Raw genomic sequence first — 14,526 nt, forward strand, 5'->3', positions numbered from 1 at the left:
CCTCCCTTTCCGCGGGCACCACTGCAGCCTCCTCGGGAAGATGGTCCTGCGGGGTCTTCCGTCGGTGCTTTTCCCGCAGGAGTGTCGGGCGTTCGCTCCAATCAACTTTCTCTAAAAAACAACATCAAGCTTTAGCAGCGCCAATAATAAAGGAATGAAAGCCTTTCTTTTATTCAGTCACTATTAAAATCGCTTGAATAAATGCAAAGCGAGAACCGTCCCCACTTCACATTTCCCGCCTGAACACGGTTTCGCCGTTTACGACGGTTTCAACCACGTCGGTGTAGGCGTCGAACGGATGCTTCGTCCACACCACCAGATCCGCGTCCTTGCCCTCCTCAAGGGAACCGACCCGGTCATCCACACCGATGTGCCGCGCCGCCTGGCTCGTTATCGCTCGAAGAGCTGTTTCCTCGCTCAGTCCGGCCTTGACCGCGTTTACCGCCGATGTGATCAGATACTCGATCCCGATCACCGGGTGATCCGTCGTAATCGACACTGGCACCTCATGCTCATCGAGTGCCACAAGTGTATGGAACCCCTTATCCGCCAGCTCCACCTTCGAGCGCGTGCTCATCGTCGGACCGACCGACACGTGCACCCCGGCTGCTGCCACCTGCTCGGGAATCAGATGTCCCTCGGTGCAGTGCTCCACCGTCAGCTCGATATCAAATTCCCTGGAAATCCGAATCGCGGTTAAAATATCATCGGCCCGGTGTGCATGGGTGCGAAGTGGAATCTTCCGTTCAAGCACCGGCAGGAGCTGTTCCATACCGAGATCCCGCTCCTTTACCTCGCCTCGCGCTTTTTTCTCCCGGTAATCCTGCGCTTTCATGAACGTCTCCCGCATAAGCGCCGCGACGCCCATCCGTGTCATCGGCGACACCTGCTTGCCGCTGTAAACCCGCTTCGGGTTCTCCCCGAATGCACCCTTCATCCCGGACGGGTTGCGGATCACCATTTCATCGACCACATGACCCGCCGTCTTCAAAACCACCATCTCGCCGCCGATCACGTTCGCGCTCCCCGGCATCACCTGCACTGTCGTCACCCCGCACTCCCGGGCATCCTGAAAGCCCTGCTCCCGAGGGTTAATCGCATCAAGCGCACGGATATGCGGCGTAAGCGGCTGGGACGTCTCATTAAAATCCTGGCCTTCCACACCAACCCCGCTTTCATGCACCCCAAGATGGGTATGGACATCTATAATACCCGGCGTCACAAACCGCTCCTCACAGTCAATCACATCCGCATCCGCAGGCACGGAAATGTGCTCGCCGACCCCGATAATCTTTTCGCTGTCGATCAGCACGACCGCCCGTTCATATGTATTGCCAAGTCCATCCAGTACCGTCGCATTCGTATAAGCCTTCATCATTTTCAGCATCCTTTCCAGTATAAAAGATCGTCACCGGAATTATTTCCCCACGCTAAACAAAAATCCTGCTGCAAATCCTAAAAAAGGAGGATATCCCCGTGCCCGTCAAAACTATGCTCGCCGCCATCGCTGTGCTGAACCTGACCGATGCCATCCTTACCATCATTGGCCTTCACTACGACGTCATCCGCGAAGCCAACCCGCTCATGGCCTAGCTCTGGCACACGAGCCCCGCCCTTTTCACAAGCGTCAAACTCCTCCTCAGCGTCGCCGCCATTCTCCTGACTCCCTTCCTAACCGTTCCGGTCAAGAAAACAATCTCCATACTCACCGCAGCAGCCTTTCTGGTATACTCAGACGTTCACCTGATGCACGTGTACTGGTTTTCCGCCTGGGTTACCTCCTGATGCAGGTTGCCCTTTGGAAAATGCTGGGTTACAATTGATCAAAAGGGTTTGGGGGAGCGCTTATGATACTGCACACGAACGTCACCGGCAGGGGAAAACCGCTGCTTTTTTTACATTCAGGGCTGATGACAGGGGAAGCGGAGTTTCCGGAACAGGTGCGCTGTTTTTCCAGTACAAGAATGGTGGTGACGATGGACCTGACCGGCCACGGCCGCTCCGTTTTTCACGGCGAATTGACGTTTGAGAGGATGGCTGAGGACGTGGCGGAGACGCTTGATCACCTGAATATCCGCAGTTCAGATACGGCCGGTGTCTCGATCGGAGCACTCGTCGCTGTCCATTTTGCTGCGAACGCTCAGGAAAAAGTGGACCGGCTCATTTTGAGCGGCCTTTTTCTCGAACGGCCCGTTACCTGGCCGGAGATTATCGACCAGCAGCTCACGAAGCAGCAGGCCATGCTCAAAAACAACGTGGTCGGCGCACATTACGACCAGCTGCACGGGGAAAACGACTGGCGGCGGCTGATGGCGCTCACCGCTGACCCTGACTGGTATCCGTTCCGCACGATCCGTTCTTTTTTACATAGAAGAAAAGAAACGCTCATTCTCTGTGGGGAACAGGCGGAGGAGGAAGTGGAGATGGACCGGCAGGCAGCCGCCAGGTACGGGCATCTTCGCTTTGAAACGGTGCCCGGCGCCGGTCATTTACCTCATTCCGATCAGCCGGACCTGTTTAACCAGGCGGTGAAAGGTTATTTGGAAAACGGTTCAGTTCGGTTCGGAATGGACATACAGTATAGGTAAGACCGCCGGATTTTTCTGGAAGTCGCAGTCACGATTTTCAGTTACTGGAAGGCTTGTTCATTCTCTTTGTGAGACGGGCGTGCTATACTTGGCAGAGCAGAACCGCGAGAAGGTGGAGGCGTTTTTCATGGTTAAAAAAGCGAGACTCATCTACAATCCCTCTTCAGGGCGTGAAACAGTAAAAAAGCATCTTCCATATATCCTCGAACGGCTTGAAAAAGAAGGCTACGAGGCGTCGGCCCATGCCACAACGGGAAAAGACTGTGCCAAAAAGGCCGCAGCAGCCGCATCGGACCGGGGCTTCGACCTGGTCGTGGCAGCCGGCGGCGACGGGACGATCAACGAAGTGATCAACGGCATGGCCGAAAAAGAGCACCGGCCGACTCTCGGGCTCATTCCCGGCGGCACGACGAACGATTTTGCCCGTGCCCTTCAGATTCCCCGCGAAATTGAAGGGGCGTGTGACGTTTTCTGTAACGGACTGAAAAAGTCGATCGACATCGGTAAAATCAGCGACCAGCATTTTATCAATATTGCCGGGGGCGGCACCCTCACTGAGCTTACGTATGAGGTGCCGAGCCGTCTGAAAACGATGATGGGCCAGCTCGCGTACTACGTGAAAGGCTTTGAAAAGCTGCCCCGGATCCGTCCGGTCCAGGTGACGATCGAGTACGACGGCAAATGGTTCGAAGGGGAGATCATGCTCTTTCTTGTGGCCAACACAAATTCCGTCGGCGGCTTTGAAAAGCTCGCCCCGGACGCGTTTATTAACGACGGCCTGTTCGATTTACTGATCGTGAAGAAAACGAACCTCGCTGACGTGGTCCGCCTCACAGGCGCCGCCATGCGCGGCGACCATATTAACGACGAAAGCATCATCTATGTGCAGGCAAGCCGGATCAAGATCCATTCCGAAAAGGAGATGCATTTGAACCTGGACGGCGAATACGGCGGCAAGCTCCCCGGCGAGTTCGTGAACCTGCACAATCACTTCGAGATGATGGTGCCGAATAAAAAGCTGTCAAACTTTCAGGATTTGTACTGAAGAATCCGCCCATCAGAGGGCGGATTTTTTTGTTTAGGGGTCTTAGCTTTTGTTTAGGGGTCTTAGCTTTTGTTTAGGGGTCTTAGTTTTTGTTTAGGGGTCTTAGCTTTTGTTTAGGGGTCTTAGCATTTCATTTAAGGGTCTTGTCTTTCTTTTAGAGGTCTTAGGTAACTAATGCCTCCGTGAGGAAGCAGAGAGGCTAAAAAAATGCTGAGCATCCAGGTAGCGGTCAGTTTTTTAAGGCGCATGGCCTTCGAGCCGTTTGCAGTCGGCGAGGGCATTGGGGGTTTTCGTCTGGTCAGAAACGATAACCCTTTATAAAAGCTTTGATTCTTTTCTCTGCATCTGGATCCATCTGAAAGGCGTCCAGCATATGCTGGGCGAGGGCCATATCATACCTGTACAGCTGAAGATCGTTCTCCAGTAGCTCTATGATCGCCGCGCTGTCTTCCGCTTCCCATGCGGTTAACAGCTCCTCCAGGAAGGGCAGCTTCTGAATGTAAAATTCCTGATTGTACCGATCAAGATAGTCCGCCATCTGTTCATGAAAGTGTGCAGCTTTGTCGCTGCCGATTAGAAGAGAGAGCAGCAGAAGTTCCTCGTAATGCCCCCCATTTAAAATCAGAAACTGTGTTTCGTATGTCTGCCTCACTTCATAGGCTTTTTCGTAGTTGCCTTTGTCCAGGTAGGTGTTGGCGATGTTGTGAAGAGCGTGAGAATAACCGTGCTCTTTATAGACCCCCTCCAGATACGCAAGCCGTTCACTCAGATCGTCATAAAACATTGCCTCTTCTACCTCCTCATGGGAACCTGAGTCAAGAACCAGGTGGGCTTCTTCCAGCGCGAGACCTGTTTCGTCACGAATGAGGTCGGCAATATTTTCTTCCTTCAGGCCGGCGAGCACACGGCCAATCCCCTCATACCCACTCTGCTGAAACAGGAAATGGATGAGGGTTCTCACCTGCAGGTAGCCATCATGGTCATGGTTTACAGTCTCCCAGTCCTCCAGTTCATTAAACGGCACGAAAGAGTCATAATTCCGCAGTTCCTGCGGGTCCGATCGGAGTATGGTGTCGGCGGTAAATTCGGCAATTCCCTCTTCGAACCAGATGGGCACGATCGCGGCCGACAAGTCCGTGTCATCATAAATTCGGTGAAAAAAGTGATGGGTGTACTCGTGGTAAAAGGTATGGTTGGCGGAGGTGTCTAGCTTTACATCCTCGTAAACATGAATGCCGCTCCCGGCACTGTAAATGCCGCCCGGCTCCCATGACATGCGGTCATAGAGTCCGGGATTGGCTGCCCGATACGAATCGGCATCAGGATAATAGGTGACCGTCAATGCACGAGAGCGTAGTTCAAAGCCGGTGATGCCCGTCAGCATGGCCTCAAGCTCGGCCACCTCCTCATCCCAATCCTCAATCGGCCCTTTAAAGCCGTCAAGGTAGCGGTATGTGCTACCTGTAGCAGGGCTGTACCACTCGCTGAAATCATCAATCGTGCCGGCCATAGCCTCAATGTGATTGTAGCTGTACATAAACGCCTCCAATTTCTCGGAAGCGGAGAGAGCATGTCCTCTCAGACTGTAGATTTCTTCGTTAACGGCATTGTTCAGAACCGCAGAAAGGAAGAGGATCAGGATAACCGGGCCAGTAAGAAGAAAAAACACGAGTCCGCTCCAGCGGCGCCGAATGGCAAGGAATCGATTGCCCCCTTTGGCCATCGTCATAATAAAGGCAGTCAGCCAGGCCAGACCCAGGCCAGCAGATACCCAGATGAGCCACCGGTCTGCCGGCGGCGGTACTTCAAAAGTTAAAAAAAGAATCACGGCACTGAACGTCAGAAAAAGCGCCCAGACAGCAGTATGCTTCATATGGTTCCCCCATGTATGTACGAAAGATTCTGATATTTAACTTGTACAAGTTTAGCAGGTTTGTAAGGATAAACCAATAGATTGCTAGCGTGTGTAAAGAAGTTTGCTTCGAATTCGCAGAATACAGAAGGGTTTGGATATTTATGTTAAAGTGAAGGAGGGATAGACAGATTTCGTTTAGCCATGCGTTTTTTACTTATTGACTAACGCAGAAACAGATATGAAATGGGTTGTATAATATGCATTTTGAATTCGGAAATTTTGGTATTCATCTTCCACCTCTGCACATTACAATTACTGCAATAATCATCATTTTTCTTTTAGTAAAGTGGAGTAAGCAACTGGAGACACGACGTTTTACAGTTTTCTTTTACTTTCTCATTAGTACAGCAATTGTTCCGACTTACTCTCGAAATACAGAAGAAGGTATATTTGAGTTATGGATCCCTGTGGGATTTATCGTTGTTTTTTTATACTTGATCCGCAGTGAAAGGTACCATCCGGCTAAATTGAAAGCGAGTGTGTTGGGTTTGTGCATAGCAATTTATCAGTTGGTTTTTCTGTATGCTGTTTAGGTCTGAGAAACTGCTGCATCCCATATAACCATGCAACAAAAAATCCACCCTCACATCCAGGGTGGACTTTATTTTTTCTCCGGCACAAGACCTTCGATTCGTTTATAGTCGGCGAGGGTTTTGAGTGTTTTTACAGTCAGAATTCCGGCCCATTCCTTTTTGGCCTTCGTCTCCCAGACGTCTTCGTACTGGCCCCATGCCCAGAACGGATTCCATGAGCCGTCGGGCTGCTGGCTGCACACTTCGTAATCGAGATTCTGGCGAATGGAGTGTTCCAGCAGAGAAGCGAAGGGGGAGTCAGGGGTCGGCGCAAACCAGAGAGGCTTGGCGCAGTAACTGCTCCACTTCATCGGGTCCCGGGTAACCGTGCTGCGGATGTGTGGCCGGAGCGCATCGAGAATCTGGCTTTTTCCCGGTTGCGGCATCAGTTCAGCGAGGCGGAGAAAGCAGAGGGCGTCGTGCATTTCGAGAGGACCGTCCCCCTCGAGCCAAGTGAAAATTTGTTCGTGCCAGATCGAAAACAGGTCCGCTTCAAGCACCTGGGGGTACGCGTGAAAATAGCCGATTATTTCTGCGCCGGGATTGACTTCGAACGTATCTGCCTGCGAGGTGAAATGCCACCACTCCGCATGTGGCACGTCATTGATTTCCGGGATTTTCAGCGGCCAGAAGCCATACTGCCTGTAAACATCGTGAAGGTAGGCCATCGCCTTCTGAATAAACGGATGCTTCCACGAGGCTCCGACTTTTCGGGCGTACTGAAGCGCCACAGAGGTGGCTATCGGGGTGGACGCCTGCGTGCGAAGATCCGGCTCAATGCCGCGGCCGATGCCCCCGTCTTCGTTCTGATAGGGAATCAGCGCCTCGAGTACGGCCTCGGACGATCCGTTGTAAAAGTAATATTCAAATAACCGCTGATCGACCAGCCGGGCGTGATTGGAGACAAAGTCAGCGGCCCGCCTGTATTTTTGCAGTGATAAGGTTCTCATCGTGTTGGCCCCTTTGGTAAAGCTGAAGGGCATCCGCTGCCCATAGTATATAGTGATATACCCTTTTTCATGGAAAAGTAGTCCAAAATGTCACGTTTTCTTACCTCCTTTCTAAGGATTCGCCCGGCAGTTGGCCGTTTCCCTGTAATTGTACAAACAAAAAAAAGAGAGGCTCCTCAACAGAGAAGCCTCCCGGCAGAAATCATGTTAATTTGCTTTCTCTTTACGCTCTTCACGCTCCCAGCACTCAGTGCCGGTAAGACCTTCGATCTGGTCGGCATAGAAGACCGGTTCCTTGCGCGCTTTACGCTGCTTGCCGTAATCGCGGAGCACGGCGACCGCAAGCTTACCGAGTATCGCTATGACGAGAAGGTTCATGACGGCCATCAGACCCATGAACAGGTCGGCCATCATCCAGACTGTGCTCAGTTCAGCTGTAGCACCAATCAGAACCATCGCCATAACAGCGACGCGGTAGAAGTTGATCATCAAGCGGTTCTTTCGGACAAACTCCATGTTCGTCTCGCCGTAGTAGTAGTTACCGACGATGGAACTGAACGCAAACAGGAGAATCGCAAGGGCGAGGAACGAAATTGCCCAGTCGCCGATATGTTCGCTCAGTGCCATCTGGGTAATGGCGATCCCTTCTTCAGCGCCGCCGGTGTACACATCGGTCAATAGAATCACAAACGCTGTTGCCGTACAGATGATCAGCGTATCGACAAACACCCCGAGTGACTGCACGAGACCCTGCTTGGCCGGGTGCTTCACGTTTGCAGTCGCTGCGGCGTTCGGCACACTACCCATACCGGCTTCGTTGGAGAAGAGTCCGCGCCGGATCCCCTGCATGAGCGCGGCACCCATACCGCCGCCGACCACTTCTTCAAGGCCGAATGCGTTAGCCAGGATCAGGCTGATCACTGCAGGGAGTTCCGTGATATTCACGATCGAGATCCCGAGGGCAAAAACGAGATAAATAACGGCCATAACCGGGACGATAATCTGAGTTACTTTTGCCACCCGCTGCACGCCGCCGAAGAAGACGAGACCTGCAAGGAGGGCAAGAACGATTCCTGTCCACAGCGGATTAATGTCGTACGCATTTTCAAACGCGCCGGAAATCGTGTTCGCCTGCACCATATTGAAAATAAATCCGAAAGCCAGTGTAATTAAAATCGCAAACGAAACACCGAGCCAGCGTGCTTTTAATGCTTTTTCCATATAATAAGCAGGTCCGCCTCGGAAGTTTTCTCCGTCCTTGACCTTGTATACCTGCGCGAGGGTACTCTCAATGAACGCAGTCGCCGCACCGAGGAGGGCGATGAGCCACATCCAGAACACAGCACCAGGTCCGCCGAGGGAAACGGCGAGCGCCACACCGGCCAGGTTTCCGGTACCTACACGGGAAGCGGTCGAGATACAGAACGCCTGGAATGAGGACACACCCTGTTTTCCTTTACTTGAAATCGTGCTTTTCTCGAACACAACTTTGAACATTTCACCAAAATACCGGAATTGAACGAAACCGGTGCTGATCGTAAACCAGAGACCGAGACCGATCAGAAGACCAATCAGAATCCATGTCCATAATATATCATCTATAAAAAATTCTAAGAATTCCAAGACTTTCACTCTCCTTTTTTAAGGGGATTAATAATATATTAAAATATCATACCATGTCAGGGGCAGGACAAATTATGTAATGATTTACATATTCGGGCTGGAAAAAAGGACCTGCGTCCCGGTCCGGTCTGTCCTATGCATACAACACGAGTGCACCAATGAGAACAACAGCCAGCATCGCCATGCCTGCACCCGCTGCGGCAGCGGTGCGGTCTGAAACGGCACTGCCCTCATCCCTGACTCCTTTTGCTTCGCTTTTACTGACGGTTGTCATTTTCCCAGGGGCGGATGTGCCGAAGATCTGCGGTGTGGGCATGGATTCACTCCTGAACGCTCTTACAAACAGGGGAATCAGGGCTAAAGCGCCGAGCAAGCCCGCAATCAGAAAGAAATTTGTCATGCCGATGGGCGTCATATACGACACGGCACCGAGGACAAGGGCAATTCCAAGCCCGGCTGCGGCGCCGGTAATAAGGGGTTTCACGATTCGGTCACCTCCTTTACGTCTGTTCGCTTTTTTCCGAGTGGGCGGCCTTCACGGCTTCCCGGTCAATCTCATTCATCTGGGCTTCAATCTGGTCCCGCACGCGGAGGTATTCGTCCTCGATCCGCGCTGATTCTAGCCGGACTTCATCGGCGAGATCGTCAAAGCGTTTTTTCTGGACTAAGTATTTCGCGTACAGTTCCACTCGCACGTCATGGCCGGGACGCCGGGCTGTTAGAACGGCGGTCACACCGCCGATCACGGAGCCGGCGAGAAAGCCTGTAATGGCAATGCCTGTTTTGAATTTTCCTGACATCAGATCAACTCCTTTCAGGGGTATTAAACGTTCGCGGGAGGCGGACGCTGAAACTGCCGGGAGCAGCATGGTGAAAGAGAAAAAGATGGCCTTCAGCTGCTGCTTAAAAGACCACCTTATGTTCGTGAGGCTACACGTTCATATGCTCGCGCTGGAGTTCGGCTTCGGCCGGCGTCTGCTCGACTTCCACCATTTCGTTAAAGGTACCGGCTTCCTGCTCCCGGCGCACCGCTGCTTTTTTCTCCCGGCGCTTTTTCGTGAGGTAGTAAACGAAAGCGGCAGTACGCATCCAGCCGCGCACGTCTTTTTCGTCGATGCGGGCCGCGTCGCGCTCAAGTTCGCCGTTCTGGCGCTTTGTGAGCTTGACAATCGACGAGGACACGGTGTGCACCGATTCGCCCACATCGTTGACGATGTAAAAGAGGGGATCGAGCTGCGTCAGTTTGTGATTCACGTCAGCGATCGTCTCGTTCGTATTGTAAAGCGTGAGCTTCGTTTCGCTCGTAATCTCCCCGATCTGGCCTTCGAGATTTTCCACCGTTTTTGCGGTGTGGGTGAGCACTTCCTCTGTTTTCTTCAGCACTTTCGCAAGGTAGATAACAAGCCCTGCGAAGGCGAGAGCGATGATAAATACGCCAATTCCCAGAAAATCCATGATTTCATCTCCTCTGTACGGTTATTCGGTCGTGCGGTTTTCCTGAATCATATCAAGGAAGCCGGCAAGGTATTCGCCGATGAACGGCAGTGCCGCGGAATAGGACAAAATGATGATCAGAAGCCCGATGAAAATCGCAGTTCCGACCGTCAGTCCGACCCCTCTTGCCACCCCTGCGAGCAGATTCACCTTGACCACTTCTTTTTTATTCGTGAAGTGGAAGGCGATATCCTTCATGTGGCCTTTCGTCGAAATTTCTTCCATTTTATCGATCAGTTTTTCCATCCGGTCGTTCTGCTCTTCCCGCTTTTCGTCCGGCTCACGTCTGTGCTTGGCCGGCACCTTCCGCGCTTCCTGTTCTTTGGATAGTGGCATAACGGTTTCCTCCTGCACAAACAAGTCTTTTTAATGGATACCCTGAGGCGCTCGTTTGTAAACGTTTGGCAGGAACCGTTAATCGATAAAGTCCGGCTTTGTTTTCTTTACCTGCAGGGCGTTGATCTGCCCACCGGTGAGGAGCACGAAGCCGACGAGGTAAAACCAGATCATCAGAATAATCACGCTTGAGAGCGTGCCGTGAAGAAAATTCAGGCTTGCGATATTTTTCACGTAAAAGCTCAGGCCGAACGAGCTGAGCTGCCAGCCGAACGTGGCAAACAGGGCGCCGGGGGCCACCTGTTTTAAAGTGAGCTCCACGTTTGGGCCGAGCTTGTAGAGAAGGGCGAGCACGGAAAAAACGGTGGCGGTGCTCACCGCCCAGACGAGCCACTCCCACGAGGCGAGGGCGGCGCCGGGAATCTGAAACGCGCGGGCCACATAGTCATCGAGGGTGACGATAAAAAAAGGCAGCACGAGCTGCACGAGAATCGCGCCGATAATCAGCAGAGCGAACAGGATCGAAAGGGCACGAATGTGAAAAAACGACCGTTCCTCCTCCGCTTCATGTGCCAGATTCAAGGCCCGGATCGTGGCGTGCAGGCTGTTGGACGTGGCGAACACAGCCACGATCAGACCGAACGACAGAAACCCGCCGTGGCGCACATCAAGGAGCATCTCCTCGTTGCGCTCGATGATTGTGTCCACCTCACCAGGGGTGACGGCCGACACGTACTGAAGCAGCAGCTGCCCGTCGATCGGGAAAAAACTGAGGAGGGCGAGACCCACGAGGAGAAAGGGCACGAACATGAGCAGAAAATAAAACGCGAGCTGAGCCGACAAGTCGAACACATGACCTTCTTTTACCTGATTCACAAAACGGACAAGCCAGATGTACAAAGGCGCCGCCTCCTCTCTTCATGTTGCTATTAGGATGACCGGAACCGCGAAATTTATCGTTTGTTTCTGCTTGATAATGTGAGGATTTCCAGTATCATGAAATTAGACAGAGAGGAGAGGTTCGGATGGGACAGTTACGGATGATTACGGCGGCTGTTTTTGCAGGCTGCCTGGTGCTTGGAGTGAGCCTGTCGTTTCTGGCAGGAGGCGGAAGTGAGACCACGTCGGGGACCAATGTGAGTACAGGAGACAGTATAGGATCGCTTCATCCTATGTCCTTTGAGAACGACTGGGCCATGGAGGTAGTCAATCATTTTGCTTTCGGAGCGAATTTTCATGCAGCGTCTAGTGATTTTACAGGCTCCGCTGCGATTGTAACTGATATATACGATGGTGGTGAACATGTGGCCTCGTTTTCTTCCGGCAGGCCGATCTATGATGAAGAATTCCCGCTCGATACGCCTTTATCGATTCTGTCAGTTCTGCCTTACTCAGGAGCAAAAGAAGAGGAGGATGACAGTGAGCGATGGGTGCAGGTTGTGGGCCGTGACGGCACCAGGGTAACGAGCTGGACTGAGACGGATACAGGATTTCGGTTCGGGACATCAGGTTATTCGTGGGCTCACCTGGAGGAAAGAGCAGTGGTAGAGGACGGAGAACGGACACCGTTTGGCGCGATTGCCGCCACTGGCCGCTCGATTGAGTTTGATCAAGGCATGGACCGGTTCGAGGGAGACAGCAGAAATGGTGTGGTGATCGTATTCAGTGTCTACGTAACAACTGATGAAGATGCTGAACTGGACTGGTGGGACGACCGGGAGGAATAATCACGAAAAAGAACCCCTGAGCGGCCGTTTTCAGGACGGTCTCAGGGGTTCTGCGGATTATACAAGATAGCCGATAAACAGGAAGAAGGCGCTGAAGGAGACGATTCCCCACAGAATGCTCATCCCTTTACGGCCGCGGCGGGCATCTTCAATAGAAGAAAGAAGCATCATCGTGCCCACAAGGAACAGGGCGAGAGGCATGAAGCGGCCATCCTCATCGAAAAACAGCACAACAAAAGCAATAATCAGGGTAAAAACGGAAAGGGCCAGCCGGAAATTTTTATACACGTGCATCATCCTTTGGTCGTAGTCTGCTCGTTTAACCGTATCATAACGGGCGGATTTTGACGAGAGGATGACTGGCGTCATGGAGTGCTGCTGTCAAAATGAAAAATGGAGAGCCGGGGGATGGATAGTGACCAAACTGTTTTTACATGTGGAAGGGCTGGCAGTTTTCCTGTTAAGTGTGTATGCGTACAGCTATAATGACTTCAGCTGGCTCGTGTTTCTGCTTCTCCTGCTGGCACCGGATCTTTCCATGGCCGGGTATATGATCAGCAGCAAAGCCGGCGCAGTGATCTATAACCTCTTTCATACGTACACGGTCCCGGCTGCGGCAGTGATCGCCGGCCTGATCGTGTCCAGTCCTGTTGTCTTGGCAGGCGGGTTGATCTGGGCGGCTCATATCGGGATGGACCGGATGTTCGGCTTTGGGTTGAAGTACGGGACCGGGTTCAAGGATACGCATCTTGATCGGGTGTGAACGGCCGTTTGGCAAAATAAATAGAAAAAAGGCATGGAGACCTCGCTCTCCATGCCTTTCTTTAGTCCATCACAACCGCCTGATCCAGCACCTCCGCCATCCGGTCGAGATGATCCGTCGTCGAAATATCCTCCTCCAAAAGAGGAAGGCGGAGCTGGGGAAGCCCGGCGAACGCCTCGTCAATCTGCGCGAGATACTGCTCCTGCTGGGCTTTCCGCTTCACAAAGAACTGGCCGTCCACGTCTGAGGGGATCACCTTGTTCACAACCACGCCCTCCACCGGAATGTCGTGGCGGCGGAGGGTCGCCACGCCCCGGCGGGCTTCCTCGATCGGCAGCCGTTCCGGGTTCATCACAAACAGGAAGCCGGTCACCGTTTTATCGAGTAATATTTCACGTACCTTGACGAATTTTTCCCTCCGTGCCTGAAGGGTGTCGAAAATTGGATCGTCCACCGGCTCACCGTCGTTTAACAGCTGCGTATAGTCCTCGTTTGTTTTCCGGCGGCGCTCGAGCATCCCGTCCATCCACACGCCCATCATCTCAGGCAGGCTCATAAGCCTAAGCGTATGCCCGGTTGGGGCCGTATCAAAAATAACGTGATCAAATTTTGGCCGCTCCTCGAGCAGAATTGACACAATCCGGTCAAACATGGCTGCCTCATCCGCCCCGGGCGACGACTTGGCCATATCCATCTGCCGGTGCACCTCGTCAATCATCGTCGCCTTCACGTGCCCCTGAATGTTCGCCTTTACCTGTGCGATGTAACGCTCGCTTTCTTTTTCCGGGTCAAGCTCCATTACCGACAGGTTCGACCGCACTTCAACCGGCTCATCACTAAGCCGTGTATGAAACAGGTCGCCGAGGTTGTGCGCTGGATCGGTGGAAATGAGCAGCGTCCGCTGGCCGCGCCGGCTCGCCGAAAGCGCGAGGGCGGAGGCGGTCGTGGATTTCCCCACGCCGCCCTTGCCTCCCACAAACAGTACCGGCTTCAGCCGGGTCAAATCATGCATCCGTGTCACGTCCTTTCAAAAAAACAAAGCTCTCTTCGTATAGATATCTGCTGGTGACTGATTTATTTTGGAGCGTAAGGCCGCGACTCCAGCGGGAAAAGCAACAGCCGAAGACCCCGCAGGTGATTTTCCTGAGGAGGCTGAGGTGTTGCCCGCGGAAAGCGTCGGCCTGAAGCGTGAAGTAAACAGCAATATTTTCGAAAACAACCAAAACCAAAGCTGTCAGCAGCACCGGAAGCCGTTGATCGGCGACTTGTCCATCCCCATCCGCAGGTGCCACTCGTGAAACCGCTCGAGAATGTGCGGATACAGCTCGAGCGTATAGTAAAACGCAGGATTCGGAATGCCGAGCATCTCCGAATAGCAGAGAATAAAGAACAGATCGTCTTCGTCCCGCAGCTCCCGGGCAATCTCCGTGCGATGCCCCTGACGGAGCACCTGGTCGTACATCTCAATCATTTTCTTCAAATCAAAATTCATCTGATCCACACCTTTCCCGGT

General features: G+C 52.7%; 17 protein-coding genes. 5 read left to right on the top strand and 12 right to left on the bottom strand.

Features of this window, described 5'->3' with window-relative positions:
• Positions 1-226: 226 nt before the first annotated feature.
• The gene (locus tag CR205_RS12800) at positions 227-1,375 is read right to left on the bottom strand and encodes an amidohydrolase (protein WP_201745393.1); all 1,149 of its coding nucleotides are present in this window, start codon (positions 1,373-1,375) and stop codon (positions 227-229) included.
• A 116-nt stretch (positions 1,376-1,491) separates the two neighbouring features.
• Between CR205_RS12800 and CR205_RS20870 the strand changes: the two genes are divergently transcribed.
• From CR205_RS20870 to CR205_RS12810, 3 genes are all read left to right on the top strand, one after another.
• Positions 1,492-1,593, top strand: coding sequence for a DUF5658 family protein (locus CR205_RS20870; protein WP_407923577.1), 102 nt, complete (start codon positions 1,492-1,494; stop codon positions 1,591-1,593).
• Between the two features lie 254 nt (positions 1,594-1,847).
• Complete coding sequence (locus tag CR205_RS12805; protein WP_110520416.1) at positions 1,848-2,588, top strand: alpha/beta fold hydrolase; 741 nt, start codon at positions 1,848-1,850, stop codon at positions 2,586-2,588.
• Positions 2,589-2,715: 127 nt separating this feature from the next.
• On the top strand, positions 2,716-3,633 hold the full coding sequence (locus CR205_RS12810; protein ID WP_110520418.1) for a diacylglycerol kinase: 918 nt from the start codon (positions 2,716-2,718) through the stop codon (positions 3,631-3,633).
• A gap of 298 nt (positions 3,634-3,931) precedes the next feature.
• Here the strand turns inward: CR205_RS12810 and CR205_RS12815 are convergent, their stop codons facing one another.
• The 8 genes from CR205_RS12815 to CR205_RS12855 form a co-directional block, all read right to left on the bottom strand.
• Positions 3,932-5,506 (bottom strand): hypothetical protein, encoded by a 1,575-nt coding sequence (locus tag CR205_RS12815; protein ID WP_110520420.1) that lies wholly within the window; start codon positions 5,504-5,506, stop codon positions 3,932-3,934.
• Between the two features lie 643 nt (positions 5,507-6,149).
• A complete protein-coding gene (locus tag CR205_RS12825) occupies positions 6,150-7,070 on the bottom strand; it encodes a hypothetical protein (RefSeq protein WP_110520424.1) in 921 nt (306 codons plus the stop codon).
• Positions 7,071-7,277: 207 nt separating this feature from the next.
• On the bottom strand, positions 7,278-8,702 hold the full coding sequence (locus tag CR205_RS12830; RefSeq protein ID WP_110520426.1) for an alanine/glycine:cation symporter family protein: 1,425 nt from the start codon (positions 8,700-8,702) through the stop codon (positions 7,278-7,280).
• Positions 8,703-8,826: 124 nt separating this feature from the next.
• A complete protein-coding gene (locus tag CR205_RS12835; protein WP_110520427.1) occupies positions 8,827-9,177 on the bottom strand; it encodes a hypothetical protein in 351 nt (116 codons plus the stop codon).
• A 16-nt stretch (positions 9,178-9,193) separates the two neighbouring features.
• On the bottom strand, positions 9,194-9,493 hold the full coding sequence (locus CR205_RS12840; RefSeq protein ID WP_161524771.1) for a YtxH domain-containing protein: 300 nt from the start codon (positions 9,491-9,493) through the stop codon (positions 9,194-9,196).
• Positions 9,494-9,623: 130 nt separating this feature from the next.
• Positions 9,624-10,148, bottom strand: coding sequence for a DUF948 domain-containing protein (locus tag CR205_RS12845; protein WP_110520431.1), 525 nt, complete (start codon positions 10,146-10,148; stop codon positions 9,624-9,626).
• Positions 10,149-10,169: 21 nt separating this feature from the next.
• Positions 10,170-10,523, bottom strand: coding sequence for a DUF5665 domain-containing protein (locus tag CR205_RS12850; RefSeq protein ID WP_110520433.1), 354 nt, complete (start codon positions 10,521-10,523; stop codon positions 10,170-10,172).
• Positions 10,524-10,601: 78 nt separating this feature from the next.
• The gene (locus CR205_RS12855) at positions 10,602-11,423 is read right to left on the bottom strand and encodes a YihY/virulence factor BrkB family protein (RefSeq protein WP_110520435.1); all 822 of its coding nucleotides are present in this window, start codon (positions 11,421-11,423) and stop codon (positions 10,602-10,604) included.
• Positions 11,424-11,548: 125 nt separating this feature from the next.
• Between CR205_RS12855 and CR205_RS12860 the strand changes: the two genes are divergently transcribed.
• Entirely contained in the window at positions 11,549-12,250 is a 702-nt protein-coding gene (locus CR205_RS12860; RefSeq protein ID WP_110520437.1) for a hypothetical protein, read from the top strand.
• A gap of 57 nt (positions 12,251-12,307) precedes the next feature.
• Here the strand turns inward: CR205_RS12860 and CR205_RS12865 are convergent, their stop codons facing one another.
• Complete coding sequence (locus CR205_RS12865) at positions 12,308-12,619, bottom strand: hypothetical protein (RefSeq protein ID WP_110520439.1); 312 nt, start codon at positions 12,617-12,619, stop codon at positions 12,308-12,310.
• Positions 12,620-12,665: 46 nt separating this feature from the next.
• Between CR205_RS12865 and CR205_RS12870 the strand changes: the two genes are divergently transcribed.
• Positions 12,666-13,013 (top strand): DUF4260 domain-containing protein, encoded by a 348-nt coding sequence (locus CR205_RS12870; RefSeq protein ID WP_110520949.1) that lies wholly within the window; start codon positions 12,666-12,668, stop codon positions 13,011-13,013.
• Positions 13,014-13,074: 61 nt separating this feature from the next.
• Here CR205_RS12870 and CR205_RS12875 read toward each other — a convergent pair whose 3' ends face one another.
• Positions 13,075-14,025: an ArsA family ATPase gene (locus CR205_RS12875; RefSeq protein WP_110520441.1), complete on the bottom strand. Its 951-nt coding sequence runs from the start codon at positions 14,023-14,025 to the stop codon at positions 13,075-13,077.
• Between the two features lie 222 nt (positions 14,026-14,247).
• Complete coding sequence (locus CR205_RS12885) at positions 14,248-14,505, bottom strand: cory-CC-star protein (protein WP_110520445.1); 258 nt, start codon at positions 14,503-14,505, stop codon at positions 14,248-14,250.
• Positions 14,506-14,526: the final 21 nt, after the last annotated feature.

Origin of the sequence: Alteribacter lacisalsi (genome assembly GCF_003226345.1) — a bacterium.
Classification (GTDB): Bacteria; Bacillota; Bacilli; order Bacillales; family Salisediminibacteriaceae; genus Alteribacter; species Alteribacter lacisalsi.